A 26,251-nucleotide genomic window follows, 5' to 3' on the forward strand; every position below is an offset into this window, starting at 1 on the left:
CAGAGCCGAGCGCCTACCCGGATGTCGGTGGCTCTCGCTAATGTGGACACCGTTCACATCGGTCGCCGGCTCACCGGCATGGCCTGAATCATCGACCACCCTCGCCCCGGAGGAACCATGACCGACGCCGCCGTCCAGGCCGCTCCGCCCAGCTCACCGGTCGACCAGGCGATCGCCTCGCGCAATCGCGTGGCGATCGTCCTGCTGCTCGTCTCGGTGTTCGTCGTCTTCCTCAACGAGACGATCATGAGCGTCGCGGTGCCGAAGATCATCGCCGACTTCCGGGTCACGCCGAGCGCCGGTCAGTGGCTGACGACCGCGTTCGCGCTGACGGCGGCGATCGTCGTCCCCGTGACGGGGTGGCTGCTCCAGCGGCTCAACACCCGGCCCGTCTTCATCACGGCGATGTCGCTCTTCGTCGCGGGGACCCTGCTCGCCGCCGTCGCACCGACGTTCGGTGTGCTGCTGATCGGCCGCGTCGTCCAGGCGTCCGGCACGGCGATCATGATGCCGCTGCTGATGACGACGGTGCTGACGCTCGTCCCGCTCTCCGATCGCGGCCGGATGATGGGCCGCATCTCGATCGTGATGTCCGTCGCGCCCGCGATCGGCCCCGCCGTCTCCGGGCTCATCGTGGATGCGCTGAGCTGGCGGTTCATCTTCTGGATCGTGCTCCCGATCGCGGCCGCGGCGCTCGTCGTCGGCATCCTCCGCGTGCCGAACATCTCGGAGCCGCGCCGGTCGCCGCTCGACGTGCTCTCGGTGATCCTCTCGGCGTTCGCGTTCGGCGGCCTCGTGTACGGTCTGAGCGGCCTCGGGGCGAGCGCCGAGGGCGACGCGCTCGTCGCTCCCTGGATCCCGATCGCGGTCGGCGCCGCCTTCCTCGTGCTGTTCGTGGTCCGGCAGCTGGTCCTGCAGCGCCGCGACGCCGCGCTGCTGGACCTCCGCACCTTCCGGTCGCCGACCTTCTCGATCACGATCGTGATGTTCGTCATCATGATGGTGTCGCTGTTCGGCACTGTCATCGTGCTCCCGTTCTACGCGCAGAACGTCCTGCACTCGGACGTCCTCGTCAGCGGACTCGTCCTGCTGCCCGGCGGGCTCATCATGGGCCTGATCGGGCCGTTCGTGGGTCGGATCTACGACCGCTACGGCACGCGACCGCTGCTGGTGCCGGGCGCGGTGCTCGTGAGCCTCGGATTCTGGGGGCTCGCGATGCTGAACCAGGGGATGTCGGTGTGGTTCATCCTGCTGCCGCACATCGTCCTCAGCGTGGGCCTCGGCATCCTGTTCACCGTGCTCTTCACGGTGAGCACCTCGGCGCTGCCGCCGCACCTGTACTCGCACGGCAGCGCGACGCTGACCACGCTCCAGCAGGTCGCGGGGGCGGCGGGCACCGCCGTCTTCATCGCCCTGCTCGCAGCGGGCAGCGCCGCAGCCGGCAGCACGGATCCGCAGGACACCACGCCGTCGCAGCTCATGGAGGGCGTGCACTGGGCGTTCCTGTTCGGCGCGTTCGTGTCGCTCGTGCCGATCGTCATCGCATTCTTCGTGCGGGCGCCGAGATCGCTCCCCGCGGACGGCGCTCCGATCGCGAACCACTGACGCGGGTCGAGGAGCGCCGACGGCGCGTATCGAGACCTCCCGTCGTCATCCGGGGAGGTCTCGATACGGCGCTCCGCGCCTCCTCGACCCGCGCCGGGTCAGGCGACGCCGCGGATCGGCGGGTGGTGGAACGTGTCGCCGAATGCGCGCTCGCTCGCGCCCACCCGGTCGAGGTACGGCGTCGCGCCGCCCATGATGAACGGCCAGCCGGCCCCGAGGATCATCGCGAGGTCGATGTCCTCGGCCGCCGCGACGACGCCGTCCTCCAGCATCCGGTGGATCTCGTCGGCGAGGCCGTCCTCGAGGCGCGTCCGGAACTGGTCCGCCGTGAACGGCGTCGCGTCCGTCGGGATGTGCTTCTTGACGATCTCGAGCGCCTTCGGGTCGTAGCCCCTCTTGCGGCCCTTCGCGTCCTTCTCGATGATGTGGCCGTAGTCGGCGAGCTCGTCGAGCGCGGGGGAGGCGAAGAAGCGGTCCGGGAACGCCGCGTGATGCGTGTCGAGCACGTGCGCGCCGACGCGCAGGCCGACGAGCTCCAGGAGCACGTAGGGGTCCATCGGCAGCCCGAACGGCCGCACCGCCTCCACCACGGTGTCGAAGGGCGTGCCCTGCTCGACCGCGTGCATCGACTCCCCGAGCACCTTGGCGAGGATTCGGTTGACGATGAAGCCGGGGGTGTCCTTCGTGATGATGGCGTTCTTGCCGAGCCGCTTGGCGATCTCCATCGCCGTGGCGAGCGCCCGGTCGTCCGTCTTCGGCGCCTTCACGACCTCGATGAGCGGCATGACCGCCACGGGGTTGAAGAAGTGGAATCCGACGAGCCGCTCGGGGTGGGCGAGCTTCGCGCCGATCTCGTCGACCGACAGCGACGACGTGTTGGTCGCGAGGATCGCGTCCTCCGCGATGTGCTGCTCCACCTCGCCGAAGACCTTCTGCTTGACGCCGACCTCCTCGAACACGGCCTCGATGACCCAGTCGCAGTCGGCGAAGTCGGCCTTGTCGGTGGTGCCGGTGACGAGCGCCTTCAGGCGGTTCGCCTCGTCGGACGAGATGCGGCCCTTGGCGAGGCGCTCGTCGATGTGGTCGCGGATGTAGCCGAGGCCCTTGTCGACCCGCTCCTGGTCGAGGTCGGTGATCACGACCGGGACCTGCAGGCGGCGGACGAAGAGGAACGCGAACTGCGAGGCCATGAGCCCTGCCCCGAGGATGCCGACCTTCGTGACCGTGCGCGCGAGCCCCTTGTCGGGGGCGCCGGCGGGCCGCTTGGCCCGCTTCTGCGTGAGGTCGAAGGCGTACGCGCTCGCGCGGAACTGGTCGCCCGAGATGAGGTCGGCCAGCGCCTCGTCCTCGGCGGCGAACGCGCTCGTCTTGTCGGCGTTCTTCGCGGCCTTGATGAGGGCGAGCGCCCGGTAGGGGCTCTGCGGAGTCGGGCCGACCGCCTCCTTGAGCTGCTTCTCGGCGATCCCCACCGCGATGTCCCACTTGGTGAGGCGCTCGAGCTTGCCGGGCTCGTTCTTGCGCTTCACCTTGACGGCGCCGGACAGCACGCCGTCGGCCCACTTCAGCGAGTCCTCGAGGAAGTTCGCCGGAGCGAACATCGCGTCGGCGATGCCGAGCTCGAAGACCTCCGGCCCGCGGAGGAACCTGCGGCGCAGCGAGTTCGACTCGATGACCTTGAGCGCCTCCTCGATGCCGATGAGGTTCGGCAGGAGGTATGCGCCGCCCCAGCCGGGGATGATCCCCAGCATGACCTCGGGCAGCCCGAAGGCCGGCACCGACGAGTCGACCGTGCGGTACGTGGCGTGGAGGCCGATCTCCACGCCGCCGCCGAGCGCGAGGCCGTTGTAGAACACGAACGACGGCACGCCGAGCTCGGAGAGCTTGCGGAGCGTCGCGTGCCCGAGCTGCGCCATGAGCAGGCCCGTCTCGCGGTCCGGGATCTGGCCCACCTTGCTGAGGTCTGCTCCCGCGGCGAAGTTGAACTGCTTGCCGATCACCGCGACGCCGTCGATCTCCTTCGCGCCCGCCTGGGCGGTGAGGGCGTCGAGGTTCTGCGACAGCTCGTGGAGCGAGGCCGGCCCCAGGGTGTTGGGACGCGTGTAGTCGCGGCCGTTGTCGAGGGTGATGAGGGCGATCGTGCGCCCGCTCGGCAGTCGGACGTCACGGACGAAGGAGTGGGTGACGACCTCGTCGGGGTCGAGAGAGAGGAGCTTCCCGAAGTCGGGGGTCACGGTTCCGGCCATGCTCACTTGCCCTTCTTGCCGTCGTAGTGCGGGTTCTCCCAGATCACGGAGCCGCCCTGGCCGAGTCCGACGCACATCGCTGTCAGGCCGTAGCGCACGTCGGGACGCTCCTCGAACTGGCGCGCCAGCTGGATCATGAGGCGGACGCCGGAGGAGGCGAGCGGGTGGCCGATGGCGATCGCTCCGCCCCACACGTTGACCCGGGGGTCGTCGTCGTCGATGCCGAAGTGGTCGAGCAGCGACAGGACCTGCACGGCGAACGCCTCGTTGAGCTCGAACAGGCCGATGTCGTCGATCGTGAGGCCGGCCTTGCGGAGGGCCTTCTCGGTCGACGGGATCGGTCCGATGCCCATGACCTCCGGCTCGACGCCCGCGAAGGCGAAGGAGACCATGCGCATCTTGGCGCCGAGGCCGAGCTCCTCGGCCGCGGCGGCCGAGGCGATGAGCGACACCGTCGCGCCGTCGGTCAGCGGCGACGCGTTGCCCGCGGTGACGCGCCCGTGCGGGCGGAACGACGGCTTCAGACCGGCGAGGATCTCCATCGTCGTCTCGGGGCGACGGCCCTGGTCCTCGGTCGCGAGGCCCCAGCCCTGGTCGGACGGGATGGCCACGGGGATCAGGTCGGGCTGGATCTTCCCCGCCTGGTACGCGACCTCGAGCTTCTGCTGGCTGCGCATCGCGAAGTGGTCGGAGCGTTCCTTGGTGAGCTGCGGGAACCGGTCGTGCAGGCGCTCCGCGGTGTTGCCCATGTTGAGCGCGTCCGCGGCGACCAGGTTCTCGGCGACGAAGCGCGGGTTCGGGTCGAGGCCCTCGCCCATCGGGTGGTGGCCCATGTGCTCGACGCCGCCCGCGATGCCGATGTCGTACGCCCCGAATGCGATCGCGCCCGCGATGGTCGTGACGGTCGTCATGGCGCCGGCGCACATGCGGTCGACGGCATATCCGGGCACGCTCTGCGGCAGCCCGGCGAGGATGCCGACGCTGCGGCCGATGGTCGGGCCCTGGTCGCCGGTCTGCGAGGTCGCCGCGATCGCGATGTCGTCGACGCGGTCCTTCGGCAGGTTCGGGTTGCGCTCGAGCAACCCGATCGTCGCCTTGACGATCAGGTCGTCGCCGCGGGTCTTCCAGTACTGGCCCTTCTCGCCGGCTCGGCCGAAGGGGGTGCGGACGCCGTCTACGAAGACGACATCAGGGGTCTGGGCCACGATGCCTCCACATCAGGATCGGATGGTCGGGGCGCGAGCGCAGAGCGTTCCGCGTGCCCCGTCTCCGACCCTAGGTCGGGCCCTCCGACGGCGCCGGGTCCGTTGACCCTTCCTACGAAGGGGCCTCCGACGGCTCTCCGACGGTTTGGGGAGGTGCGACAAAGGCATCGGCGATCACCTGTGCGGTTGCCTCAACCTGCCAGGGCCGGGCCCCGAGCGCGGCCAGGGCTGCGGCGAGGCCGGCCGCATCCGCGGGGCTCGGTGGCGTCCAGGCGACGCGGCGCAGGTAGTCCGGGGTCAGGAGGTTCTCGACGGGGAGGCCGAGCCGCTCCGCGACCTCGGCGACCGCGGGCCGGGCGGCGCGGAGCCGCGCGTCCGCCTCCGGGTTCTTGTCGCCCCAGACCCGGGGCGGCGGCAGTGCATCGCCCGGCGGCCGCACCTGCGGCAGATCCGTGGTCGCGCGACCCGCCTCGATGGCGGCGAACCACCGGTCGATCTGACTGCGGCTGGCGCGGCCGGTGAACTCCTTGAGCGCGGCGAGCTCCCGCTTGCTCGCCGGGAGGACGCGCGCGGCGGCCGTCAGGGCGGCATCGGGGACGAGCCGGCCGGGGGCCGTGTCGATCTCCCGCGCGTACGCGTCCCGCGCCTCCCACAGCTCCCGCGCCACGGCGAGGTTGCGTGCCTGCCGGATCGCGTGGATCCCGGAGAGCCGCCGCCACGGCTCCTCGCGCACCGGGGTCCGGTGTGCGAGCACCGCGTCGAACTCCTGCCGCGCGATCTCGTTCTTGCCCTGCTCGTCGAGGATCGCGGCGAGGGCGTCGCGGAGGTCGGGGAGCAGCTCGACGTCGAGCGCGGCGTAGACGAGCCAGCTCTGGGGGAGCGGCCGGGTCGACCAGTCGGCCGCCGAGTGCTCCTTCGCCAGGTGGATGCCGAGCAGGTCCTCGACGACCGTGCCGAGGCCGACGCGCGGCAGGCCGGCGAGCCGGGCGCCGAGCTCGGTGTCGAAGATGCGCTCGGGGTCGAGGCCCACCTCGCGCAGGCATGCGAGGTCCTGGCTGGCCGCGTGCAGGATCCACTCCTCGCCGCGCATCGCGTCGGCCAGGGCGCCGAGGTCGCCGAGCGCGGGCGGGTCGAAGAGCGCGACCGTCGAGCCGCGTCGGTAGACCTGGATGAGGTAGGCGCGCTGCGAGTAGCGGAAGCCGGACGCGCGCTCGGCGTCGACGGCGAACGGGCCGGAGCCGGCCGCGAGGTCGGCGACGGCCGCGTCGAAGGCCTCGCGGGTGTCGATGACGGGGAGCTCCGCGTGCGGCAGCGGCTCGCGCGCGGGCGTGGCGGGATCAGTCACGCAGCGCTCGCACTCCCGGGAGCAGGCCGACGGCCCCGTCGGTCGGGGGGAGCCCGGCCAGCAGGCAGAGCAGGTCGCCCCATCCGGCCGCGTGCTGCCCGAGATCGCCGCCCTCCGGGCTCCACGAGGCGCGCAGCTCGAGCTGCGCGCTGTCGGTGGCCCCGGCGAGATCACCGAACCCGGTGGAGAGGACCTTGGTTGCCGTGCCCGAGGCGGCGTGATAGGCGGCTCCGCGGGCGGCCAGGCCGTCGACCAGCCACGACCAGGCGACCTCCGCGACGAACGGGTCGAGCCCGATGTCGGTCTCGAGCGGCGCCTGCGCGAAGCAGACGACTCGGAACCCGCCGCCCCACGCCTCCGGCTCGTCCGGGTCGTAGAGCAGCACGAATCGTCCGGTGCCGAGCAGCGAGTCCACGCCGTGGGTCACGGGGCGGACGTCGCCGGCGAGCGCGATCGCGAAGGGGGCGAGGCCGGCCGGGGCGTCGATCTCCTCGACGACCAGCTCCTCCCGCAGCGTCGCGGCGCGCACCGCCTCCTGCGCGGCACGGAAAGGGGCCGGCACCAGGGGACCGGACGTCTGTGCCACGTCAGCAGATTAGGCTTCCCTGGGAGCGGCGCGTGCGGAACACGCCGCCGAATCGGCGGGAGCGGGATGCGCCAGAGGGGTCCGCGAGGGGTCATCGCCCCGCGACCGCGTGCCCGGCGCGCCGCCGTCGGCGCGGCGATCGGCGTCGCGGGAGCCCTCAGCGCCGCAGCGCTGGGATCGGCGGCCATCACGGTGCTCGTGGCCCGCGCGGTCATCGTGCCGCCGTCGCGGCGCACCGAGGATGTGCGGATCCTGCGGGTCGACGCGACGCGGCGGCTGATCACGCTCTCGGTCACGCCCGACTCCGTGCTCCCCGGCGTCTACAGCTTCTGGTTCGACCAGGACGCGGGCAACGCGCGGGTCGGTGAGATCGTGGCGCAGACCGCGACCACCGTCACCCGACGCCTGCTGGGGGTCGAGTTCGGCGACCTCGGGGAGGCGCGGGTCGGGCGCTTCAACGGGTGGTTCTACCTGACGCCGGGCGATCTCGACGTCCCGTTCGAGGACGTGGCGATCGCGACGCCGCTCGGCGATGCACCGGCCTGGCGGATCCCCGCCGACTCGGCGCGGCCGTCCACACGTTGGATGATCGGCGTGCACGGGCGCGCCGTGCGCCGCAGCGAGGTGCTGCGGGCCGTGCCCGTGTTCCGGGAGACCGGCTACGACTCCCTCATCGTCAGCTATCGCAACGACGGCGAGGCCCCGCGCAGCGCCGACTACCGCTACGCGCTGGGGGATCGCGAGTGGATCGACGTCGAGGCGGCGATGCGGTACGCGCTGAGCCACGGCGCGGAGGAGATCGTGCTCATGGGGTGGTCCATGGGCGGCGCCACCGTCCTGCAGGCCCTCACCCGCTCGCTCTACGGCGACCGGGTCACGGGCGTGGTCCTCGAGTCCCCGGTGGTCGACTGGATCGCGACCCTCGACTTCCAGGTCACGCTGCGCCGCCTGCCACCGGCCGTGCGCTATCCGGTGCTCGCGATGTTCCGCTCGCGGTGGGGCGGGATCCTCACCGGTCTCGCCGAGCCGCTCGACCTGCAGCGCATGGACTTCGTCCGCCGCGCCCGCGAGCTGGACACGCCGATCCTGCTGCTGCACAGCGACGACGACGGGTTCGTGCCGTCGACGGCCTCCCGGGCGCTTGCCGTCGCGCGGCCGGACATCGTGACGTTCGTGCCGTTCGAGGTCGCCCGGCACACCAAGCTCTGGAACTACCAGCCCGAGCGCTGGGAGGGGGCGATCCGCGACTGGCTCGCGGCGCTCCCGTCCTCGGAGCGCACGACGTAGCGGGCGTAGCTCACCCCGGCGTTGTCGACCAGGAGGTGCTGCAGTTCCAACCGGGGCGTGCGGGCTCCGCCGAAGGGCGGGAGCGGGGTGCCGCCGACGAGCCGCGGCACGGTCGTGAGACAGATCTCATCGACGAGACCGGCGTCGAGGAGCTGCGCGACGACCGAGGGGCCGCCCTCGCAGACGATGCGGCCGTGACGCTCCGGCAGCGCTCCGAGCACGACGTCGACCGGGCGCAGCGCTGCGGAGCCGATGCGGCCCGACCGCGACAGCACCGCGAGCGGCGTGGTCCGGGGGACGAGCTGGGGCTCCGCGCGCAGGGTCGCGGCGCCGACGAGCACGACGTCCGACTCGGCGCGGATCGCCCCGAGGACCGCCCGGTCGGCCCCGGTCGTGAGGGACGACGACGTGCCGTCCGGGCCCACGGCGCTGCCGTCGAGCGACACGACGAGGTTCACCCGGATCCAGTCCGGCGCGGGAGCCGCGTACAGCTCCCGCAGACGCGCCCGGTCGGCGGGCAGCCGCCCGGTGTTCAGGCGGCGGCCTTCTCGCGCACCTGGCGCTGGATCCGGCCGAGCATCCCCATCATCCCGCGGATGCGGAGCGGGCTCACCGCCTCGGTGAGCCCGAGCTCCAGGGGGTAGTCGGCGGGGACGGTGAGCACCTCGTCCACCGTGAGGCCGTCGAGACCCTCGTGCAGGATCGAGGCGAAGCCGCGCGTCGTCGGCGCCTCCCGCGGCGCGGTGACGTTGATCCGCACCACGCCCTCGGTCACCTCGACGAACAGGAACACGGGGGACTGGCACTCGACCACGCGCTCCAGCAGGTCGGGGTGATCGCGGTAGCGCTCCTCGAGCTCGGGCAGCGCCTGCGAGAACTCGAGGAGCAGCTGCAGCCGCTCGCCCTGATCTAGCGCGAGGAAGTCGTCGCGGATCGACGCGAGCGATGCCGGCAGCGGGGTCTCGGCCATCCCTCCAGGCTAGCGAGCTACAGCGTGCCGGGCTCGGCGCTGCGGGCGATCGGCACGCGCACCGCGCTGCCCCACTCCGTCCAGGAGCCGTCGTAGTTGCGCACGTCCGGCAGGCCGAGGAGGTGCGTCAGCACGAACCAGGTGTGGCTCGAGCGCTCGCCGATGCGGCAGTAGGCGATGACGGGCTCGTCCCCGCGGAGGCCGACCTCGTCGCGGTAGATCGCGCCGAGCTCGTCGACGGACTTGAAGCGGCCGTCCTCCGCGACCGCGCGCGCCCACGGCACGTTCGCCGCGGTGGGGATGTGGCCGGCGCGCAGCGCGCCCTCCTCCGGATAGTCGGGGGCCGTGGTCCGGTCGCCGACGTACTCGGGGTTCGAGCGGACGTCGACGAGGCGGGCGGTGCCGAGCCCGGCGAGCACGTCGTCGCGGAAGGCGCGGATCTTGGAGTCGTCGCGCTCGACGACCGGGTAGTCGACAGGAGTGACCGGGGTCGCCTCGGTCGTGTACGCGCGCCCCTCGGCCTCCCAGGCGGCGCGGCCGCCGTCGAGGAGCCGGACGTCCTCGTGGCCGAAGAGCGAGAACACCCAGAGCGCGTAGGCGGCCCACCAGTTGTTCTTGTCGCCGTAGAGGACGACCGTCGTGTCGCGGCCGATGCCGCGCGAGCCGAGGAGCTTCGCGAACCCGGCGCCGTCGACGTAGTCGCGGGTCACCGGGTCGTTGAGGTCGGTGTGCCAGTCGACCTTGACGGCGCCCGGGATGTGGCCGGTCTCATAGAGCAGCACGTCCTCGTCGGATTCCACGACCACGAGACCGGGTTCGCCCAGGTGCTCGGCGAGCCACGCGGTGGTCACGAGACGCTCGGGATGCGCGAAGGCCTGCAGGGCCTGGTCCTGGTCGAGCTCGACGGTCATGAATGTTCTCCTGTCGTAGGCTGGGAGCCGCCTTCCAGGCTAAGCAGTCGACGCCCGGGCCCGCTGCCGTGCCGTAAGAGTTCGACACACCACCCGCGTGCAGAAGGACCTCCGTGCAGCAGCTCTCCGTGCCCTCGCTCGCCGACCGCTCGCCGCAGATGAGCGGGGCGGATCTGGCGGCGTCGCTGACCCCGCCGCGCCAGTTCACCGAGGCGACGCTCGACAACTACCGGCCCGATCCCGACTACCCGTCGCAGGCGGAGGCCGTGGCGAAGGTCCGCGCGTTCGCGGACGGGTGGAACCGTCGGGACGGGGGCGGGGGCCTCTTCGGGCGTCGTCGTTCGAAGGAGCAGGCCGCGAAGCCCGGCATCTATCTGGACGGCGGGTTCGGCGTCGGCAAGACCCACCTGCTGGCGGCGCTCTGGAAGCTCGCGCCCGGGCGGAAGTACTTCGGCACCTTCATCGAGTACACGGCGCTCGTGGGCGCGCTCGGCTACGCGGGGGCGGCGAAGCTGCTGAAGGGCGCCAGCCTGCTCGCGATCGACGAGTTCGAGCTCGACGACCCGGGCGACACGATGATGATGAGCCGGCTGCTCGGTGACCTGGTCGCCTCCGGCACGCGGATCGCGGCCACCTCGAACACGCCGCCGAACGCCCTCGGGGAGGGCCGCTTCGCCGCCGCCGACTTCCTCCGCGAGATCTCCGCCCTCGCGGACCGCTTCGACATCGTGCGGATCGACGGCCTCGACTACCGCCGCCGCGAGATCGAGGGCCACGCCGTCGCCCTCGACGACGACGCGTTCGCGGAGCGGCTCGGCACGGCCGCCGCGGCGGGCACGGTCACCTCCGACGAGTTCCCGGCGCTGCTGCACCACCTGTCGCAGGTGCACCCGTCTCGCTACGTGAAGCTCGTCGACGGGCTCGACGCGATCGGGATCCGCGACGTGCGGACGCTCACCGACCAGTCGGACGCGCTGCGCTTCGTCGCCATGGTGGACCGGCTCTACGACGCGCAGGTGCGCGTGCTCGCGACGGGGACGCCGCTCGACGCGGTGTTCGGCGACGAGATGCTCGGCGGCGGCTACCGCAAGAAGTACCTGCGCGCCACCTCGCGCCTCATCGCCCTGACCAACATGGGCGTCACACCCGGCGCGTAGTCCGCGCGCGGGCGAGCGTCACGACGGCTCCGATCACGACCGCCGCAGCCGAGCCGCACAGCACCGCGAGGGTGCCCTCGGTCGCCACCGCCTCGTCGCCCGAGAAGGCGAGCTCGTTCATGAGCAGCGACACCGTGAAGCCGATCCCGCCGAGGGTGGCGAGCACGAGGACGTCGCCGATCGGCGCGCGCGCCGACTTCGCGACGAGCAGCCCCCCGAGCAGCGCGCCGGCCGTGATGCCGATGAGCTTGCCCGCCGGCAGGCCGATCGCGATGCCCCAGAAGGCGGGGCTGAGCGCGCCGATCCCGACCGCCGGGATGACGACGAGCGATGCGGTCAGGGCGAACAGCGGCAGGACGATCGCGTTGGACCAGGGCTCGAGGGCGTGCCGAGTGCGCTGCGCGACCCGCGGCGACAGTGCGAGCCCCAGTGCGACGCCGGCGATCGTCGCATGCACCCCGGACGCGTGCACGAGCGCCCAGGTCAGGATCCCGAGCGCGACGAGCAGCACCACGACGAGCGGGGCGAGCCGTCCGCGGACGCGCGTGCTGAGGAATCCGAAGGCGACCACGACGGGGACGGCCAGCAGAAGGGGCGCCGGGTGCAGCTCCCGCGTGAAGAAGAACGCGATGAGCAGGATCGCGACCAGGTCGTCGAGCACCGCCAGGGCGAGCAGCAGCGCGCGGATCCGCGACGGCAGCCCCCGACCCGCGAGCGAGAGCACCCCCAGCGCGAACGCGATGTCGGTGGCGGTCGGGATCGGCCATCCGCCGAGCAGTGCGGGATCGCGCACGACGAGCACGTAGACGAGCGCCGGGACGGCGACCCCGCCGAGAGCGGCGATCGCGGGGACGAGCGCCTTGCGCGGGGTGTCGAGCTCGCCGTGGGTGAGCTCGTGCCGCAGCTCGATGGCGGCGAGGAAGAAGAAGATCGCGAGGAGCCCGTCCGTGATCCAGTGGCCGACGCTGAGGTCGAGCCCGAGGGACGCGATGCCGACGTGCGCGTCGCGCAGCCCGGTCATCGCGGGTCCGGCAGGCGAGTTGGCGAGGACGAGGCCGGCGGCGGCGGCGAGCACGAGGAGCACAGCGGCCAAGCGGTCAGAGCGCAGAATCCCCACGGGTCCATTGTGGCGGCCGCATGATGAGCGATTCCCCGGCGCCGCGAAACACGATGTTCACATCCGGGGGCGGCCTGTAACGACCGCGAAACACGAGGGGCCCGCTGCGGTAACAGCCTCCCGCCACACTGACCCGTACCCGAGCCGGCTCTCGGCCTCGGACCCGAGACGAAGGAACCTGCAACATGCTCCATTTCGCAGACTCCCCGACGGCGGCCGACGCGATCACGGCGACCAACTCGCTGTGGCTGCTCGTCGCCGCGGCGCTGGTACTGCTCATGACCCCCGGCGTCGCGTTCTTCTACGGCGGCATGGTCAAGGCCAAGAGCGTCATCAGCATGATGATGATGAGCTTCGGCGCGATCGCGCTCGTCGGCGTGCTCTGGATGCTCTACGGCTACGGCCTGGCGTTCGGCACCCCGCTCATCCCGCACTTCCTCGGCAACCCGTTCGACGCGTCCAACAACCTGATCGGGCTCACCCACCTGCTCGGGATCGGCAAGGGCGGCGCGATGAGCCCGGACCTCGGCGGCCTCGCGTTCGTCGGCTTCCAGGCGACCTTCGCGATCATCACCGTCGCGCTCATCTCCGGCGCCATCGCCGACCGCGCCAAGTTCGGCGCCTGGATGGTCTTCGCCGGCATCTGGGTCACGATCGTCTACTTCCCGGTCGCGTACTGGGTGTTCAACCTCAGCGACGGCTGGGCCCCGAAGGTGCTGGGCGTGAACGACTTCGCGGGCGGCACCGCGGTCCACATCAACGCCGGCGCCGCGGGCCTCGCCCTCGCTCTGGTGCTCGGCCGCCGGGTCGGCTTCAAGAAGGGCATGAACCAGCCGCACAACGTGCCGCTGACGCTCATCGGTGCCGCGATGCTGTGGTTCGGCTGGTTCGGGTTCAACTCCGGCTCGGAGGCGGCCGTCGACGGCGTCGCCGCGATCGCCTGGATCAACACCCTCGCCGCCCCGGCCGCCGCGACCCTCGGCTGGCTGATCGTCGAGAAGATCAAGGACGGCAAGCCGACCTCGATCGGTGCGGCCTCCGGCGCGGTCTCGGGCCTCGTCGCCATCACCCCGGCCTGTAACATCCTGACGCCCGGCTGGGGCATCCTCCTCGGCCTGCTGACCGGGGCCCTGTGCTGCATCGCGATCGAGCTCAAGTTCAAGCTCGGCTTCGACGACTCGCTCGACGTCGTGGGCATCCACCTCATCGGCGGACTGTTCGGCACGCTCTACATCGGCATCTTCGGCTCGGGCATCGGCCTCCTCGACACCGGCAGCTTCAAGCAGCTCGGCGTCCAGGCGGTCGCCGCCTTCGGCGTGATGATCTTCAGCTTCGTGATGGCCTTCATCATCGGGACGATCATCCAGAAGACGATGGGCTTCCGGATCAAGAGCGAGGACGAGGTCGCCGGCGTCGACACGTCGGTGCACGGCGAGGGCGCGTACGAGCTCGAGCCCGTCAACGCGTAGCGCCTCACCCGCGCGGGGCGTCGCCTTCTCGAAGGCGACGCCCCGTAGCGTGTCCGCATGACGCCCGAGGTCGCCGCCGTCACCTGGGTCGGGGTCGCGGCGATGATCGCGGTCGCCGTCGCGGTGCTCCGGGTGCTGCCGGGGCTGCAGGGAACCGGAGGGCGGCTCCTGGCGCTGTCGGTCGTCGTCGGCGGCGAGACGGTAGTGCTGGGGCTCGTCACCGGTGCCGCGCGGGCGCCCTACCTGGTGGATCTCGCCTCGGCCGCCGCGGTCGTGATGGCGCTTCTGCTGGCCGCCGCCGATGCGGCGGGCGCCGGACCGGGGCGGCGCTGGCTGGTCCCGGTCGTGTGGGGGGTGGTCGTGCTCCCCGTCACCGCGCTCGGACCGCTGCTCGTCACCGCGGGGTGCGCCGGTCTCCCGTGCGAGCTGCAGGACTTCGGCGGTGCGCTGCCGCTCGCGCTGGGACCCGCCGTGGTCGCGCTCGGGGCGCTGCTTCTGCCGCGCGGGGCTCGGCGGGGGCTGCCGGCGCTGTCGACGGGCGCGTCGGTCCTGCTCGGGGCGACGGTGTGGGCCGCGTCCGTGCTGTGGATCGCCGCGATGGAGGGGGCGCTCGACGCCTACACGCCGACGCTGCTGATCGCGGGAGCCGTCGGTCCCGCGGTGGGGGCCGCTATCTGGCTGCTGATCGACGTCCTCCGCCGCGCGGACCGACCGGTCGCCCGCTCCCTCGCCCTCGGGGCCATGGTGGGGATGGTCGCGACGCTCGCCGGCGCCGCGACGGTCGCCCCGCCGTTCTCCCTCGCGGTGAGCGCGCTCGGCACCGCGATCGCGGCCGGCGTGGCCGGACGGAGCACATCATCCGTGCCGCGCGCCGGCGGTGCGGTCCTCGCGGCTGCGTTCGTGGGTCTGCTCGCGCCGGTCGTGTCGGGCGACGCCGTCGGCGTGCTGTTCACGGCTCAGATCGACGCGCTCCCGGTCCCCGTGGAGGCCGCAGCGGCGGTGGCGGCCGCCGCCGCGGTCCTCTCGATCCCGGTCTGGCTCGCGCTCCGGTATGCCGGGGGACGCCGGGTCGGCCGGCGCCCGGTCAGTCGGCGCGGACGCGCTCCGCGAAGTCCCTGACCCGCTGCTGCAGCGACGCGATGCGCCGGGCGATCTCGGCCTCGCGGTCGAAGCCCTCGTACGCGAGGGGCGGCATCCGGCGGACGTTCGTCGAGCACTCGAATCCGGAGCAGACGAGCGTGCCGAGCGTGTCGCCGCGACGGCCGGCGGCTCCCGCCCGGCGCGCCGCGAAGAAGACGACCTCGTTCGGGAGCCGCACGTCCTCGCACCACGAGCACTGCGCCCGGGCCCGCGGCGTGCGCTCGGCCTGCCGGAGCAGGACGCCGACCGGCCCGTCGTCGAGCTCCGCGACGACGTAGCCGAGGAGCGGCTGCTTGGGATCGCGCCAGCCGAGGTAGTCGAGCCGATCCCATGACAGGTCGGAGAGATCGGGCAGAAGGGCGTCGCCGCGCTCCCGGCGGCTGGCGTTGACGAAGGAGGCGCGGATCCGCGCCTCGTCGAGGGCATGCATGGAGAGGGTCCTTGTCGATGGAGGTGATCGGCTCACGGACGAGCCGGGGAGTCGGATGCGCCGAGCGGCGCGGGACGACTACCTGCAGCCGGCGCGGTGGGCGCCGACGACCTCCTCACGCCGCGCGGGCGTCGACGGAATGCGGACCATGCCCCCGATGCTACGCCGCCCACCTCATGTCGCGGGACCTTGGTCCCTTCCCGGCCGCGTGCGGCCGCGGTTCACTCGAGACGTCGGATCCGAGAGGAACCGGCGAGGATCACCATCACCGGCGGCTTGGGCCGACGGTGGTGGCGGTGACGCGAGTCGCGACGCGAGGGGTCCACGGACCTCCCGCGCCATCCGCGTGCCCGCGACCAGGAGGAGCCCGATGACCCCGCCGTCCGAGTCGCCGACGCCCGCGTCGCCCGAATCCGCCTCGCCCCGACCCGTCATCGTCGGCTTCGACGGATCCGACCCCTCGGCCGATGCACTGCGGCAGGCGCGGAGCCTCGCCGAGGCGCTGGGCCTGCCGCTCGTGGTCCTCGTCGCGTGGCGCTACTCGATCCTCAGCGGCAAGGGGGAGCTCGTGCTCAACCTGTGGGGCGCGCTGGCCGACAGTCGACGCGCGGCGGAGGAGGCGGTCGGCGCGATCTACGGCGGTCCGCCCCCGGACAGCGTCTCCATCGAGCTGGTCGACGGGTCGCCGGCGCGCGAGCTCGTCCACGCGTCGGATCGCGCGGCCATGATCGTCGTCGGGAGTCGGGGGCTCGGCGGCTTCCAGGAGCTCCTGCTCGGCTCGGTCAGCGCTGCGGTCGCCGAGCACGCGCACTGCCCCGTCCTCGTCGTGCACTGATCACTCCGCCGCGCGGGACCTTCGCCCCTGCACCTCTCCCCGGGTCCCGGCTGGACTGGCGCCGAGAACGAAGGAGACCCTCATGACCATCACCGCCCCCGCGCACCGCGACCACGACATCCAGGTCGCTGTGCAGGACGAGCTGCAGTGGACCCCGGAGGTCGAGGCCGCCGGCATCGGCGTCGCGGTCGACGACGGCACGGTCACCCTCTCGGGCGAGACCGACTCCTACGCGGAGCGCGTCGCGGCGATGCACGCGGCGCTCCGCGTGCGCGGCGTCCGGGCGGTCGTCGACGAGATGATCGTCCACCCCCGCAACGCGTGGAGCGTCACGGAGACCGACATCGCCAAGGAGGTCGAACGCGCCCTGAAGTGGGCGAGCGACGTGCCCGACACGATCAAGGCGCAGATCGACGGGCGCCGGGTGACGCTGACGGGCTCCGCGCGCTGGAACTTCCAGCGGACCGCGGCGGAGCGCGCCGTGCGCTACCTGCGCGGCGTGTACGCGGTCAAGAACGACGTGGTCCTCGACTCCCGCCCCTCGGCGATCGAGACGGAGGACCGGATCCGCAAGGCGCTCGCGCGCAACGCGCAGATCGACGCCGACACGGTCGCCGTGAAGGTCACCGGGACGCAGGTGACGCTCACCGGCACCGTGCACTCCTGGGCCGAGAAGCAGCAGGCCGGGATCGCCGCGTGGGGGTCGCCGCACGTGACCGACGTCGACAACCGGATCGTGATCCGGGTCTGACCGGGGCGTCGTCATGAGCGGGATCGATTCGGATCGCCCCGAGCCCGGATCCGAGCCCGAGGGCCGGCCCCCGCGTCGGCGTGCCGGCAACGTCGCCGTCGCGCTCTCGCCCCTCGTCGCGGTGACCCTGTTCTTCGCGTTCGGCGCGCTGTTCGGCTACGCGTACGCCTGGCTCTGGTTCCTGCTCATCCCCGCGGTGGCGATCATCGTCTACGGCGGTCGGGGCCGATGACGATCGGGGCGGCGGAGCTGCTCTCCCGCGCGGCGATCCCCGGGCGCGTCGGCGAGGTCGGGGTGGAGCTCTGCTGGCGGGCGCTCGAGGCCACGAGCATGGGCCGGCTCGGTGTCGCGACCGACGCGGGTGTCGAGATCTATCCGATCAACTACGCGGTCGACGGCACGTGGATCTACTTCCGCACCGCCCCGGGATCGAAGCTCACGGCCGTCACCGCCCATCCGCAGGTCGCCCTCGAGATCGACGCGTTCGACGAGCGTGCGGCGTACAGCATCCTCGTCAAGGGCACGGCGGAGCGGGTCGAGGCGCCCTCGGTGCTGGACGAGGCGAGCGCGCTCTCGCTGACCGCCTGGATCCCGACGCTCAAGCTGCGCTGGGTGCGCATCCGCGCCCATGAGGTGACGGGGCGGGTCTTCCGTCGCGAGCCCGAGCCGGAGCCGTACCCATGACCGGCGGGCACCGGGTTCTGTGGTTCCGCGACATCGGCATCGACGACGTCCCGCGCGTAGGCGGCAAGAACGCGTCCCTCGGCGAGCTCATCCGCGCGCTGGAGCCCGCGGGGATCCGCGTCCCCGACGGGTTCGCGACCACGGCGGACGCCTACCGCGAGCTCATCGCCCACGGCGACCTCGGTCCGCGGATCGCGACCGAGCTCGCGGCCTACCGGTCCGGGACGGCATCGCTTGCCGCGACCGGGGAGGCCGTCCGCGAGGCGCTCCTCGCCGCCGAGCTCCCGCCCGAGCTGGCGGTGGAGATCCGGGAGGCCTACCGCGAGCTGGGCCGGCGCAGCGGCATCCCGCACCCCGCGGTCGCCGTCCGCAGCAGCGCGACGGCGGAGGACCTGCCCGACGCGAGCTTCGCCGGCCAGCAGGAGACGTTCCTCAACGTGGTCGGCGAGCGGCAGCTGCTCGAGGCCTGCCGGCGCTGCTACGCCTCGCTGTTCACCGACCGCGCGATTGACTACCGCCGCGCGAAGGGGTTCGACGACCTCGACGTGGCCCTGTCGATCGGCGTCCAGCGCATGGTCCGGAGCGACGTGGGCGCGTCCGGCGTGATGTTCTCGCTCGACCCGGAGAGCGGCTTCCCGCGCGTGGTCGTGATCAGCGCGGCCTGGGGCTTGGGGGAGCTCGTGGTGCAGGGCGTCGTCGACCCCGACCGCTACACCGTGTTCACGCCCCTGCTCGGCGACGCGTCGCTCCGCCCGATCATCGAGCGCGAGGTCGGCGCGAAGGAGCAGAAGATGGTCCACGCGCGCGGCGGCACCGCGCGCACCCGGACCGTCGCGACCACGCGGCGCGAGCGCGACTCCCTCGTCCTCGACGATGCCGACGTCCTTCAGCTCGCCCGTTGGGCGGCCGCGGTCGCCGAGCACTACGGCCGCCCCATGGACATGGAGTGGGCGAAGGACGGCGCGACCGGCGAGCTGTTCCTGGTGCAGGCCCGCCCCGAGACCGTGCACTCGACCCGATCGGGCGCATCCTTCGTGGTCCACCGCCTCACCGGGACGGGGCCGGTGCTCGTGCGCGGTGCCGCGATCGGCGACGGGATCGCGGCGGGCGAGGTCTGCGTGATCCGCGACCCCTCCGAGATGGCGCGGTTCCGCGACGGGGCGATCCTGGTCACCGAGATGACGGACCCCGACTGGGGCCCGGTGATGGCCCGCGCGGCGGGCATCGTCACCGAGCACGGCGGCACGACCAGTCACGCCGCGATCGTCAGCCGCGAGCGCGGGATCCCCGCCGTGGTCGGCACCGGGAACGCGACCTCGTCGCTCCGCGACGGGCAGGCGGTGACGCTCAGCTGCGCCGAGGGCGAGGAGGGGCGCGTCTACGCCGGGATCCTGCCGTTCGAGCGGGAGCAGATCGATCCCGGCTCCATCCCGTCGACCACGACCCGGCTGCTCGTCAACGTCGCGAGCCCGGACGCGGCGTTCCGCTGGTGGCGGCTGCCCGCCGCCGGCGTCGGGCTGGCGCGCATGGAGTTCATCGTCTCGGACCGGATCCGGGTCCACCCCATGGCGCTCGTCCACCCGGAGCGCGTGAGCGACCCGGCGGAGCGCGAGCGGATCGCCGGGCTCACCCGCGGGTGGCCGGACGGGTCCGCCTACTTCGTCGATACGCTCGCGCGGGGCCTCGCCACGATCGCGGCCCCCTTCCACCCGCATCCGACGATCGTGCGGATGAGCGACTTCAAGTCGAACGAGTACGCGCGGCTGCTCGGCGGCGCCGATTTCGAGCGGCCGGAGGAGAACCCGATGCTCGGGTTCCGCGGCGCGTCGCGGTACGACGACCCGCGCTACCGCGAGGGGTTCGAGCTCGAATGCCGGGCCGTGCGGATGGCGCGGAGCGAGTTCGGGTTCGCCTCGATCGCCGTGATGATCCCGTTCTGCCGCACCCTGGACGAGGCCGATCGGGTGCTGGCGCTCATGGCGCGGAACGGCCTCGAACGCGGCGTGGACGGCCTCCGCGTGCACATGATGTGCGAGCTGCCCGCCAACGTCGTGCTGGCCGAGCGGTTCGCCACCCGATTCGACGGCTTCTCGATCGGCTCCAACGATCTGACGCAGCTGACCCTCGGGGTCGACCGCGACGCGGAGGACCTGGCGGCGCTCTTCGACGAGCGCGACCCGGCCGTGCTCCGGATGATCGAGCTGGCGATCGAGGGGGCGCACGCGGCGGGGATCGAGGTGGGCATCTGCGGTCAGGCCCCGAGCGACCACCCGGAGTTCGCCGAGTTCCTCGTCCGGCGCGGCATCGACGCGATCTCCCTGAACCCGGACAGCTTCCTGCGGACCGCGCAGCACGTCGCCGAGGTCGAGCGGTCGATCCGACCGGTCGCCGTCACGGGGTGAAGACGATCCGGGCGGGGACCTTCCCGGCGAGCACGTCGGCCATCGACGTCGCCACGTCCTCGAGCGGCCGGGTCTCGGCGATGACCCGGGTGCGTCCGGCCGCGTGCAGGGCGAAGACCTCCCGCAGGTCCTCCCGGGTTCCGACGATGGATCCGATGACGCTCTTGCCGCCGAGCACGAGGTCGAAGATCGGGAGCGGGAAGGCGCCGTCCTTGGGCAGGGCCACGCAGACGAGGCGACCGCCGCGGCGGAGGCTCCGGTACGCCTGCTCGAAGACCGCGGGGCTCGCGGCGAGGACGATCGCGACGTCCGCGCCGCCGATCGCCTGCAGCGCGGCGACGGGATCCTGCGCGGCGGCGTCGATGACGTCGTCGGCCCCGAGTTCGCGGGCGAGCTGCAGCTTCTCGGCCGTCACGTCGACCGCCGTCACCAGCGCGCCGACGATCCGGGCGTACTGCAGAGCCAGGTGGCCGAGGCCGCCGATCCCGAACACGGCGACGCGCTCGGCGGGGACGACGTGCGCGACCTTCACGGCCTTGTAGGTCGTCACCCCGGCGCAGGTGAGCGGAGCCGCCTCGGCGGGCGCGATCCCGTCCGGCACGCGGACGACGTAGTCGGCGTCGGCGACCGCGAACTCCGCGAACGCGCCGTCGATGCTGTACCCGGTGTTGCGCTGCTCGAGGCAGAGGGTCTCGCGGCCGTCGATGCAGTACTCGCAGTGGCCGCAGGCGTGGCCGAGCCAGGGGAGGGCGACCCGGTCGCCGATCCGGACGCCGCGCACGTCGGCGGCGGCCTCCTCCACGATCCCGATGCCCTCGTGACCGGGGATGAACGGCGGGGTCGGGGTGACGGGCCAGTCGCCGTGGGCCGCGTGGATGTCGGTGTGGCAGAGCCCGCTCGCCTCGATGCGGACCAGCACCTGGCCGGCCGAGACGGACGGACGCTGGACGTCCTCGATCCTGATCTCCTGGTCGAAGCCCTCGACGACGGCAGCGCGCATGATGGTGTTCCTCTCCTCGGTCGGACGATGGGGCGATGCTCGCGACGCGGGTCGCCCGGGGGCAGGGCCGAACGTCCCGCGTGCTCTCAGATGCGCGACAGGCTGGTCATGATCGCCGCCGGTCGGTCGGGAGCGACGTGGATCTCGACGGTCCGCCGAGGCCCGGGGCCGACCAGCTCCCTCGTCGGGGCCGGGTCGACGGACGAGCGCGAGAACGTCGCGACGACGATGCGCGACTGCGTCGTCTCACCGAGCACCCGGATGCCACGCGCGTCGGCGTCGTCCTGCAGGATCCGCAGATGCCGGTTCGCGAGGCCCGCGAAGGCGGGCACGTTGTCGTTCGCGACATCGGCGTCGACGGCGGTGGTCACCGCGACGGTTCCCGACCAGTCGAGGGGGCGCACGCGCACGCGGAGGTACGCGAGGTGCGGGTCGGACATCGAGACGAAGCGCTCCTGCTCGACGGCGGTGCGCTCACCGGCCGCCTCCCGCACGAGGACCACCCGATGGAGGACTCCTCGGCGCAGATCGAGGCGCCGGTGGTCGTGCACGGTGCGGGCGCCGCCCGGGTCGAACAGGTCGCCGCGCGGCGACCTCACGGCGACGCGCGCCCAGTCCGGCAGATTGACGACGCTCTCGTCGACCCTCACGCCCCCGGGGCCCGGGGTCGCGAGCCGGTTGTAGACGCCGGCGACATACACCCCGGCGTATCGGCCGTCGCCGCCCGGCGCCTCCGGCGGAGCGCTGCGCACGAACACATAGCCGTTCCCGAGACCGAGGAGGACCTCCTCGAGTCCCCTCCGCTCCGGCTCGTCGCGCGGCAGGTCGAGGGTCCACGCGTCGCTGCGCGGTCGCGCGCACAACCCGCACGCCGATCTGCCGGAGACGGAGTCGTGTTGGCCCATCCGGTCGCTCCCGTCGCCCTCCGCTGCGCCCGAGCGGCGTGGCGACGCGAGGAGCTGTGGGCGGGCCTCGCGTCGCCACCGTCATCCGTCGCCAACCCGATGACGTCGCGTGATGACGCATCCAGGCAAGCGGGTGGAAACGATGCGCGGCAGGGTAGAAGGTCCCGCCTCGCGAGGCCTCAGGTCTCGCCGTCGGCCTCCGCCGTGTGGTCGGTCACGTCGGACCCGACGGCCTCCCGGCGGATCGCCTCGAGCGCCCGGAGCGCGAGCTCCTTCGCCGGGTAGAGTTCGCTCGTCGCGATCACGTCGCCCGTGTGGCGCGAGTTCACGGTCCAGATGTAGCCGCGGCGCTCCCGAAAGATGTGGAACGTCAGATCCCCGCTCATGGGGCCTCCCAGCGGCCGCACGGGCCCCGTCTATCATCGCGCCCTCGCGGTCACCGATCAAGAGGCTCGATCAGCGGAGCGATCACGGCGATCCGATGCGGTACCCCCGTCCGTGGACCGTGGTGATCATCTCGGGACCCGTCTTGCGTCGGACGTAGTGGACGTAGGTGTCCACCGTGCCGAGGTTGTCGCAGCCGGGGAACGCGCGGCGCAGGAGCTCTTCGCGCGCGAACGTGCGATGCGGCCGCCGCGCGAGCAGGGTCAGGAGACCCGTCTCCCGGGCGGTGAGGACGACCCGGCCGGTATACGGGGAGTGGAGCAGGCGCTCGAGCGGCTCCAGCTCCCAGCTCCCGATGCGGATCCGATCGAGACCGCCCCCGCGAGACCGGCGGATCGCCCGCAGGCGGGCGAGCAGCTCCTCGAACGAGAACGGCGGGGTGAGGTGATCGTCCGCGCCGGCGTCGAGCGCGCGCACCGCATCGGGCGTCCCGCCTCCTCCCAGGACGAGGACCGGGGTGGTGACGCCCCGGCGTCGAAGCGCCGCGACCACCTCGACGCCGTCGCCGTCGGAGAGCTGGCCGTCCACCAGCAGCACGTCGTGGTCGTCGCCGCCCAGCTCGAGCGCGGATCGGGCGTCGGTGACGGTGGTCACGGCGTAGAGGGGCCGGAGGACGGTCTCGAGCGCGCGCCCGAGATCGGCGGAGTCCTCGACCAGCAGCAACTGCGGCCCCGCTCCGAGCGGAGACGAGTCCGCTCCCTCGGTGGTGCGGTGCATGGGGGGAGCATCGGGCCCGGGAGACGGCGACGGCAGGGGCGATGGTCCCGCGGGACGTTGGCCCCTGGGGTGCGTCGGGCGGGGGCGGGAGCATCCGAGGACGGTGCCGGCGCTCGGCGGGAGAGGAGAAGCTCATGAGGTTCGCGAGGTTCATGGCGACCGACGCCGGGCGGACGCTCCGGGTCGTCGTCGGGGCCGGGCTCGCCCTGGTCGGCCTGTTCCTGCTGCCGTGGGGGCTCATCCTCGTGGTCGTCGGCGCGGCGGTCGCCGTCGCGGGGCTGACGAACCGGTGCCTCATCGCACCGCTGCTCGGCGTCCCGTTCCGCGGCGCGGACATCCCGGCGGCAGGGTCGGGCGAATCCCGCCGGTGAGCGACCGCGGCGAGATCGCGCGGCGCGCCTTCCTGGCCGGGCTGGGGCTCGCGGCGGGCGGGATCCTGCTCGCCGACGGTGTGGCCGGCCCCGGTGGCGGCGGGTCGGCCTGGGACCCAGAGAGCGCGGGGCCCGGCAGGCCGGCACGTGTGCCCGCCTACGAGCACCTCGTGGTGCTGATGCTCGAGAACCGGTCGTTCGACCACCTGCTCGGGCGGCTCTACGCCGACGGTGCGCTCCGCCCCGGACAGCGCTTCGAGGGAGTGCCCCGGCCCGCGCCCGTGAACGCCGCCCCGGACGGCACGCCCGTCGCGGCCTATCCGTACAGCGGGCCGCGCAGCTCGGTGCTCCAGCAGCCGACCACCAACGCCGGCGAGGAGCTGCGCCACGTCACCCGCCAGCTCTACGGCGGGGCGCCGGCCCGCGGGCGGCCGTCGATGAGCGGCTTCGTCGCGGACTACGTCGACGCCGTCCGCGCGAACCGCGGCCGGGCGCCGACGTTCGAGGAGTACCGCCAGGTGATGGGCGGGTTCGCTCCGGACGCCCTGCCGGTCCTGGCCACCCTCGCGCGGAGCTTCGGCGTGTACGACCACTGGTTCGCCGCGGTGCCCTCGGACACGTTCTGCAACCGCTCGTTCGTCCACGCCGCGACGTCGCACGGATTCGTGACCAACGCCGGCAGCGGCGGCTACGCCAAGTGGTGGGACGCACCCGCGGTTCCGACGGTCTTCGACCGGCTGCGGGAAGCCGGGCTGTCGTGGCGCGTGTACTACGACGCGACTCAGGCGGTGTCGCTGACCGGCATCCTCTCGGCGCCGTCGACCGAGCCGTACTGGAAGAGCGACTTCCGGAGCATGGAGCAGTTCCACGCCGACGCCCGCGACGGCCGCCTCCCGGCCTACGCGTTCATCGAGCCGCGGATGATCGTGAACCGCAACAGCATGCATCCACCGACCGTCGCCGCGGCCGATCTGCCGATCGACGGCACGTCGGTCTACAACAAGAGCGTGGCGGACATGCTCGCCGCGGAGGCCCTCGTCGCCGAGGTCTACGAGAGCATCCGCACCAGTCGATCGAGCCGGGGATCGAACGCGCAGAACACGACCCTCGTCATCACCTTCGACGAGGCCGGCGGCCTCTTCGACCACGTGCCGCCGCCTGCCGCGGTCCCGCCGGACGGACCGGCGCGGCGGGAGCTCGGCTTCGGCTTCGATCGGCTCGGCTGCCGGGTGCCTGCCATCGTCGTCTCGGCGTGGACGGACCCGGGGACTGTGCTGAACGGCCGGGTCGATCACACCTCGATCGTCGCCACGATCTGCGCACAGCACGGCCTCGCGCCGCTCACGGACCGGGATGCGGCCTCGCGTCCGCTGTTCGCCTCGGTCACCCGGGCGGCACCGCGCCCGCCGTCGAGTTGGCCGGTCGCCGTCGCTCCGAGAGTGCCTGTCCCGCCGACGTCCGCCGCGCACCCACCGACGTCGACCGCGCTCGGGATGCTCGGGCTGGTCCTCGCGCGGTTCGACCCCGGCGCGCCGCGCCCGGTCGACCTCGCGTCCGCGGCCGACACCCTCGCCGACCACGGCGCCGGCCTGTTCGGCACCCTCGACCGGTCCCCGCGAGCGCCGTCCACCGAGCGCCGCCGGATGTGAATCTCCTCGCTTTCGCGGCCGCCCACGCGGAGAAACCTCTCATCCCGATCGGCGAGGGTCGAGACGATGAGCGATCAGACCTCCGTCCGCCGCCCCCTCGGCCCGTCCTGGCTTCTCCTCGACCTCCCCGCGGGATCGGCGCAGCCCCGGTGGTGGAGGTGGCTTGTCGCCTCCGTCGTCGCCGTCGTCGTGTCCGTGGCGGCCTGCTGGGCCGTCGCCGCCGCCACCGCCGCCGCGTTCCCCTCGACAGCCGGCTACGACCACTTCCAGTTCGCCGACTACGCGAAGCTGACCATCGCGGGCGTGGCCGTCGCGGCCGTCGTGTGGCCCCTCGCGACCCTCCTGTCCACCCGTGCGCGGCGGCTGTACCTCGTGCTGGCGGTGCTGGGCCTCGTGGCGAGCTTCGTGCCGGACCTCTGGATCCTCTACCGCGGCCAGCCGCTCATCGGCGTCCTCGCGTTGGCGATCATGCACGTCGCCGTCGGCGCGGTGACCGTCGCGGCGCTCCTCGGCCTCGCGCCGCAGCGTCGCCGCCACTAGGACCTTCGGCCCTACGCGCGCACAGGCATTCCCGGTTGCCTGGTCCGGCGGGGCCGGCGGGCCCCGGTCGTCGCAGCGGTGACCAGCACGTCATAGCGGACGACCGCGGCGGTGCGGGGAGCCCTGATCCCTCCCGCACCGCCGCGTCACAACGAGACGGGGCCGTCGTCGTCCGCGACCTCGGCTCCGCGGCCACGCCGCGCGGCACCCGACACGGCGAGGATGTCGAGAGCGCCGATCAGTCCGACGATGGCGCCCGACGAGAAGCCGAGCACCCAGCCGAGAGCCGCCGGGACGACGACCCGCTCGAGCGGATGACGTCGGTACCCGCCGTGATGACGGAGGCAGTCGTCGCCGCGACCGTGGCCGAGGACGTTCCTGTGCATGTTCATGGCGCCCAGCCCAACCCCGCCGCCGCCGACCCGGCAGAGCCCAAGGTCCCTGGCTCGCGGGGACCTTGGGCCCTGGAACAGCCGACGGCGTCTCGC

The 26,251-nt window shown here is 72.7% G+C and carries 27 protein-coding genes; 13 read left to right on the plus strand and 14 right to left on the minus strand.

Annotated elements, in window-relative coordinates; all coding sequences use genetic code 11:
• Positions 1-117: 117 nt before the first annotated feature.
• The gene (locus ACTHM3_RS08465) at positions 118-1,605 is read left to right on the plus strand and encodes an MDR family MFS transporter (RefSeq protein ID WP_440405658.1); all 1,488 of its coding nucleotides are present in this window, start codon (positions 118-120) and stop codon (positions 1,603-1,605) included.
• A gap of 98 nt (positions 1,606-1,703) precedes the next feature.
• Here the strand turns inward: ACTHM3_RS08465 and ACTHM3_RS08470 are convergent, their stop codons facing one another.
• From ACTHM3_RS08470 to ACTHM3_RS08485, 4 genes are all read right to left on the minus strand, one after another.
• Positions 1,704-3,848, minus strand: coding sequence for a 3-hydroxyacyl-CoA dehydrogenase NAD-binding domain-containing protein (locus ACTHM3_RS08470; protein WP_440405748.1), 2,145 nt, complete (start codon positions 3,846-3,848; stop codon positions 1,704-1,706).
• Between the two features lie 2 nt (positions 3,849-3,850).
• Complete coding sequence (locus ACTHM3_RS08475) at positions 3,851-5,053, minus strand: thiolase family protein (protein WP_440405659.1); 1,203 nt, start codon at positions 5,051-5,053, stop codon at positions 3,851-3,853.
• A gap of 112 nt (positions 5,054-5,165) precedes the next feature.
• Complete coding sequence (locus ACTHM3_RS08480; protein ID WP_440405660.1) at positions 5,166-6,398, minus strand: ribonuclease D; 1,233 nt, start codon at positions 6,396-6,398, stop codon at positions 5,166-5,168.
• Positions 6,391-6,984 carry a DUF3000 domain-containing protein gene (locus tag ACTHM3_RS08485; protein WP_440405661.1) on the minus strand — a complete coding sequence of 198 codons (594 nt, stop codon included), beginning with the start codon at positions 6,982-6,984 and terminating at the stop codon, positions 6,391-6,393. The genes ACTHM3_RS08480 and ACTHM3_RS08485 overlap by 8 nt, the downstream gene beginning before the upstream one ends.
• 66 nt (positions 6,985-7,050) lie before the next feature.
• Between ACTHM3_RS08485 and ACTHM3_RS08490 the strand changes: the two genes are divergently transcribed.
• Complete coding sequence (locus tag ACTHM3_RS08490; protein ID WP_440405662.1) at positions 7,051-8,271, plus strand: alpha/beta hydrolase family protein; 1,221 nt, start codon at positions 7,051-7,053, stop codon at positions 8,269-8,271.
• On the opposite strand, the gene ACTHM3_RS08495 is transcribed toward ACTHM3_RS08490, so the two are convergent.
• From ACTHM3_RS08495 to ACTHM3_RS08505, 3 genes are all read right to left on the minus strand, one after another.
• A complete protein-coding gene (locus ACTHM3_RS08495) occupies positions 8,196-8,729 on the minus strand; it encodes a dihydrofolate reductase family protein (RefSeq protein ID WP_440405663.1) in 534 nt (177 codons plus the stop codon). The genes ACTHM3_RS08490 and ACTHM3_RS08495 overlap by 76 nt on opposite strands.
• Before the next feature lie 74 nt (positions 8,730-8,803).
• A complete protein-coding gene (locus tag ACTHM3_RS08500; RefSeq protein ID WP_440405664.1) occupies positions 8,804-9,241 on the minus strand; it encodes a SufE family protein in 438 nt (145 codons plus the stop codon).
• A 17-nt stretch (positions 9,242-9,258) separates the two neighbouring features.
• Positions 9,259-10,152, minus strand: a complete 894-nt coding sequence (locus tag ACTHM3_RS08505; RefSeq protein ID WP_440405665.1) for a sulfurtransferase — start codon at positions 10,150-10,152, stop codon at positions 9,259-9,261.
• A gap of 158 nt (positions 10,153-10,310) precedes the next feature.
• On the opposite strand from ACTHM3_RS08505, the gene zapE reads away from it, so the two are divergent.
• The gene (gene zapE / locus ACTHM3_RS08510; RefSeq protein ID WP_440405749.1) at positions 10,311-11,309 is read left to right on the plus strand and encodes a cell division protein ZapE; all 999 of its coding nucleotides are present in this window, start codon (positions 10,311-10,313) and stop codon (positions 11,307-11,309) included.
• On the opposite strand, the gene ACTHM3_RS08515 is transcribed toward zapE, so the two are convergent.
• The gene (locus tag ACTHM3_RS08515) at positions 11,293-12,426 is read right to left on the minus strand and encodes a Na+/H+ antiporter NhaA (protein ID WP_440405666.1); all 1,134 of its coding nucleotides are present in this window, start codon (positions 12,424-12,426) and stop codon (positions 11,293-11,295) included. The genes zapE and ACTHM3_RS08515 overlap by 17 nt on opposite strands.
• Positions 12,427-12,611: 185 nt before the next feature.
• Here ACTHM3_RS08515 and ACTHM3_RS08520 point away from each other — a divergent pair, with 185 nt between their 5' ends.
• Both ACTHM3_RS08520 and ACTHM3_RS08525 read left to right on the plus strand, forming a co-directional pair.
• Positions 12,612-13,895, plus strand: coding sequence for an ammonium transporter (locus ACTHM3_RS08520; RefSeq protein WP_440405667.1), 1,284 nt, complete (start codon positions 12,612-12,614; stop codon positions 13,893-13,895).
• 57 nt (positions 13,896-13,952) lie between these two features.
• Positions 13,953-15,014 carry a hypothetical protein gene (locus ACTHM3_RS08525; RefSeq protein WP_440405668.1) on the plus strand — a complete coding sequence of 354 codons (1,062 nt, stop codon included), beginning with the start codon at positions 13,953-13,955 and terminating at the stop codon, positions 15,012-15,014.
• On the opposite strand, the gene ACTHM3_RS08530 is transcribed toward ACTHM3_RS08525, so the two are convergent.
• Complete coding sequence (locus tag ACTHM3_RS08530; RefSeq protein WP_440405669.1) at positions 14,980-15,465, minus strand: FBP domain-containing protein; 486 nt, start codon at positions 15,463-15,465, stop codon at positions 14,980-14,982. The two genes, ACTHM3_RS08525 and ACTHM3_RS08530, sit on opposite strands and share 35 nt — an antisense overlap.
• A 370-nt stretch (positions 15,466-15,835) precedes the next feature.
• On the opposite strand from ACTHM3_RS08530, the gene ACTHM3_RS08535 reads away from it, so the two are divergent.
• The 5 genes from ACTHM3_RS08535 (at position 15,836) to ppsA (ending at position 20,137) form a co-directional block, all read left to right on the plus strand.
• Positions 15,836-16,300: a universal stress protein gene (locus tag ACTHM3_RS08535; protein WP_440405670.1), complete on the plus strand. Its 465-nt coding sequence runs from the start codon at positions 15,836-15,838 to the stop codon at positions 16,298-16,300.
• A gap of 82 nt (positions 16,301-16,382) precedes the next feature.
• The gene (locus tag ACTHM3_RS08540; protein WP_440405671.1) at positions 16,383-17,051 is read left to right on the plus strand and encodes a BON domain-containing protein; all 669 of its coding nucleotides are present in this window, start codon (positions 16,383-16,385) and stop codon (positions 17,049-17,051) included.
• 13 nt (positions 17,052-17,064) lie between these two features.
• A complete protein-coding gene (locus ACTHM3_RS08545) occupies positions 17,065-17,283 on the plus strand; it encodes a hypothetical protein (protein ID WP_440405672.1) in 219 nt (72 codons plus the stop codon).
• Entirely contained in the window at positions 17,280-17,735 is a 456-nt protein-coding gene (locus tag ACTHM3_RS08550; protein ID WP_440405673.1) for a pyridoxamine 5'-phosphate oxidase family protein, read from the plus strand. Before ACTHM3_RS08545 ends, ACTHM3_RS08550 begins: the two co-directional genes overlap by 4 nt.
• The gene (gene ppsA, locus ACTHM3_RS08555; protein WP_440405674.1) at positions 17,732-20,137 is read left to right on the plus strand and encodes a phosphoenolpyruvate synthase; all 2,406 of its coding nucleotides are present in this window, start codon (positions 17,732-17,734) and stop codon (positions 20,135-20,137) included. The genes ACTHM3_RS08550 and ppsA overlap by 4 nt, the downstream gene beginning before the upstream one ends.
• On the opposite strand, the gene adhP is transcribed toward ppsA, so the two are convergent.
• The 4 genes from adhP to ACTHM3_RS08575 all read right to left on the minus strand — a co-directional run bounded on the left by adhP (position 20,127) and on the right by ACTHM3_RS08575 (position 23,203).
• Positions 20,127-21,137, minus strand: coding sequence for an alcohol dehydrogenase AdhP (adhP, locus tag ACTHM3_RS08560; RefSeq protein ID WP_440405675.1), 1,011 nt, complete (start codon positions 21,135-21,137; stop codon positions 20,127-20,129). The genes ppsA and adhP overlap by 11 nt on opposite strands.
• Positions 21,138-21,223: 86 nt before the next feature.
• Complete coding sequence (locus tag ACTHM3_RS08565; RefSeq protein WP_440405676.1) at positions 21,224-22,000, minus strand: hypothetical protein; 777 nt, start codon at positions 21,998-22,000, stop codon at positions 21,224-21,226.
• Positions 22,001-22,221: 221 nt separating this feature from the next.
• On the minus strand, positions 22,222-22,428 hold the full coding sequence (locus tag ACTHM3_RS08570; RefSeq protein ID WP_440405677.1) for a DUF1508 domain-containing protein: 207 nt from the start codon (positions 22,426-22,428) through the stop codon (positions 22,222-22,224).
• An 82-nt stretch (positions 22,429-22,510) separates the two neighbouring features.
• Complete coding sequence (locus ACTHM3_RS08575) at positions 22,511-23,203, minus strand: response regulator transcription factor (protein ID WP_440405678.1); 693 nt, start codon at positions 23,201-23,203, stop codon at positions 22,511-22,513.
• Between the two features lie 134 nt (positions 23,204-23,337).
• On the opposite strand from ACTHM3_RS08575, the gene ACTHM3_RS08580 reads away from it, so the two are divergent.
• The 3 genes from ACTHM3_RS08580 to ACTHM3_RS08590 all read left to right on the plus strand — a co-directional run bounded on the left by ACTHM3_RS08580 (position 23,338) and on the right by ACTHM3_RS08590 (position 25,763).
• Entirely contained in the window at positions 23,338-23,574 is a 237-nt protein-coding gene (locus tag ACTHM3_RS08580) for a YgaP-like transmembrane domain (RefSeq protein ID WP_440405679.1), read from the plus strand.
• Complete coding sequence (locus tag ACTHM3_RS08585; RefSeq protein WP_440405680.1) at positions 23,571-25,223, plus strand: alkaline phosphatase family protein; 1,653 nt, start codon at positions 23,571-23,573, stop codon at positions 25,221-25,223. The genes ACTHM3_RS08580 and ACTHM3_RS08585 overlap by 4 nt, the downstream gene beginning before the upstream one ends.
• A 66-nt stretch (positions 25,224-25,289) precedes the next feature.
• On the plus strand, positions 25,290-25,763 hold the full coding sequence (locus tag ACTHM3_RS08590; RefSeq protein WP_440405681.1) for a DUF6069 family protein: 474 nt from the start codon (positions 25,290-25,292) through the stop codon (positions 25,761-25,763).
• Positions 25,764-25,909: 146 nt separating this feature from the next.
• Here the strand turns inward: ACTHM3_RS08590 and ACTHM3_RS08595 are convergent, their stop codons facing one another.
• Entirely contained in the window at positions 25,910-26,155 is a 246-nt protein-coding gene (locus tag ACTHM3_RS08595; protein WP_440405682.1) for a hypothetical protein, read from the minus strand.
• Between the last annotated feature and the right edge of the window lie 96 nt (positions 26,156-26,251).

The sequence above is a fragment of the Pseudolysinimonas sp. genome (assembly GCF_051954455.1).
Lineage (GTDB): Bacteria > Actinomycetota > Actinomycetes > Actinomycetales > Microbacteriaceae > Pseudolysinimonas.

Excerpts from the sequence above, each read along its gene's own strand:
- ACTHM3_RS08465 (WP_440405658.1), top strand. The coding sequence starts at position 118 with ATGACCGACGCCGCCGTCCAGGCCGCTCCGCCCAGCTCACCGGTCGAC.
- ACTHM3_RS08470 (WP_440405748.1), bottom strand. The coding sequence starts at position 3,848 with ATGGCCGGAACCGTGACCCCCGACTTCGGGAAGCTCCTCTCTCTCGAC.
- ACTHM3_RS08490 (WP_440405662.1), top strand. The coding sequence starts at position 7,051 with ATGCGCCAGAGGGGTCCGCGAGGGGTCATCGCCCCGCGACCGCGTGCC.
- ACTHM3_RS08500 (WP_440405664.1), bottom strand. The coding sequence starts at position 9,241 with ATGGCCGAGACCCCGCTGCCGGCATCGCTCGCGTCGATCCGCGACGAC.
- ACTHM3_RS08505 (WP_440405665.1), bottom strand. The coding sequence starts at position 10,152 with ATGACCGTCGAGCTCGACCAGGACCAGGCCCTGCAGGCCTTCGCGCAT.
- zapE (WP_440405749.1), top strand. The coding sequence starts at position 10,311 with ATGAGCGGGGCGGATCTGGCGGCGTCGCTGACCCCGCCGCGCCAGTTC.
- ACTHM3_RS08520 (WP_440405667.1), top strand. The coding sequence starts at position 12,612 with ATGCTCCATTTCGCAGACTCCCCGACGGCGGCCGACGCGATCACGGCG.
- ACTHM3_RS08525 (WP_440405668.1), top strand. The coding sequence starts at position 13,953 with ATGACGCCCGAGGTCGCCGCCGTCACCTGGGTCGGGGTCGCGGCGATG.
- ACTHM3_RS08530 (WP_440405669.1), bottom strand. The coding sequence starts at position 15,465 with ATGCATGCCCTCGACGAGGCGCGGATCCGCGCCTCCTTCGTCAACGCC.
- ACTHM3_RS08535 (WP_440405670.1), top strand. The coding sequence starts at position 15,836 with ATGACCCCGCCGTCCGAGTCGCCGACGCCCGCGTCGCCCGAATCCGCC.
- ACTHM3_RS08540 (WP_440405671.1), top strand. The coding sequence starts at position 16,383 with ATGACCATCACCGCCCCCGCGCACCGCGACCACGACATCCAGGTCGCT.
- ACTHM3_RS08545 (WP_440405672.1), top strand. The coding sequence starts at position 17,065 with ATGAGCGGGATCGATTCGGATCGCCCCGAGCCCGGATCCGAGCCCGAG.
- ACTHM3_RS08550 (WP_440405673.1), top strand. The coding sequence starts at position 17,280 with ATGACGATCGGGGCGGCGGAGCTGCTCTCCCGCGCGGCGATCCCCGGG.
- ppsA (WP_440405674.1), top strand. The coding sequence starts at position 17,732 with ATGACCGGCGGGCACCGGGTTCTGTGGTTCCGCGACATCGGCATCGAC.
- adhP (WP_440405675.1), bottom strand. The coding sequence starts at position 21,137 with ATGCGCGCTGCCGTCGTCGAGGGCTTCGACCAGGAGATCAGGATCGAG.
- ACTHM3_RS08570 (WP_440405677.1), bottom strand. The coding sequence starts at position 22,428 with ATGAGCGGGGATCTGACGTTCCACATCTTTCGGGAGCGCCGCGGCTAC.
- ACTHM3_RS08575 (WP_440405678.1), bottom strand. The coding sequence starts at position 23,203 with ATGCACCGCACCACCGAGGGAGCGGACTCGTCTCCGCTCGGAGCGGGG.
- ACTHM3_RS08580 (WP_440405679.1), top strand. The coding sequence starts at position 23,338 with ATGAGGTTCGCGAGGTTCATGGCGACCGACGCCGGGCGGACGCTCCGG.
- ACTHM3_RS08590 (WP_440405681.1), top strand. The coding sequence starts at position 25,290 with ATGAGCGATCAGACCTCCGTCCGCCGCCCCCTCGGCCCGTCCTGGCTT.
- ACTHM3_RS08595 (WP_440405682.1), bottom strand. The coding sequence starts at position 26,155 with ATGAACATGCACAGGAACGTCCTCGGCCACGGTCGCGGCGACGACTGC.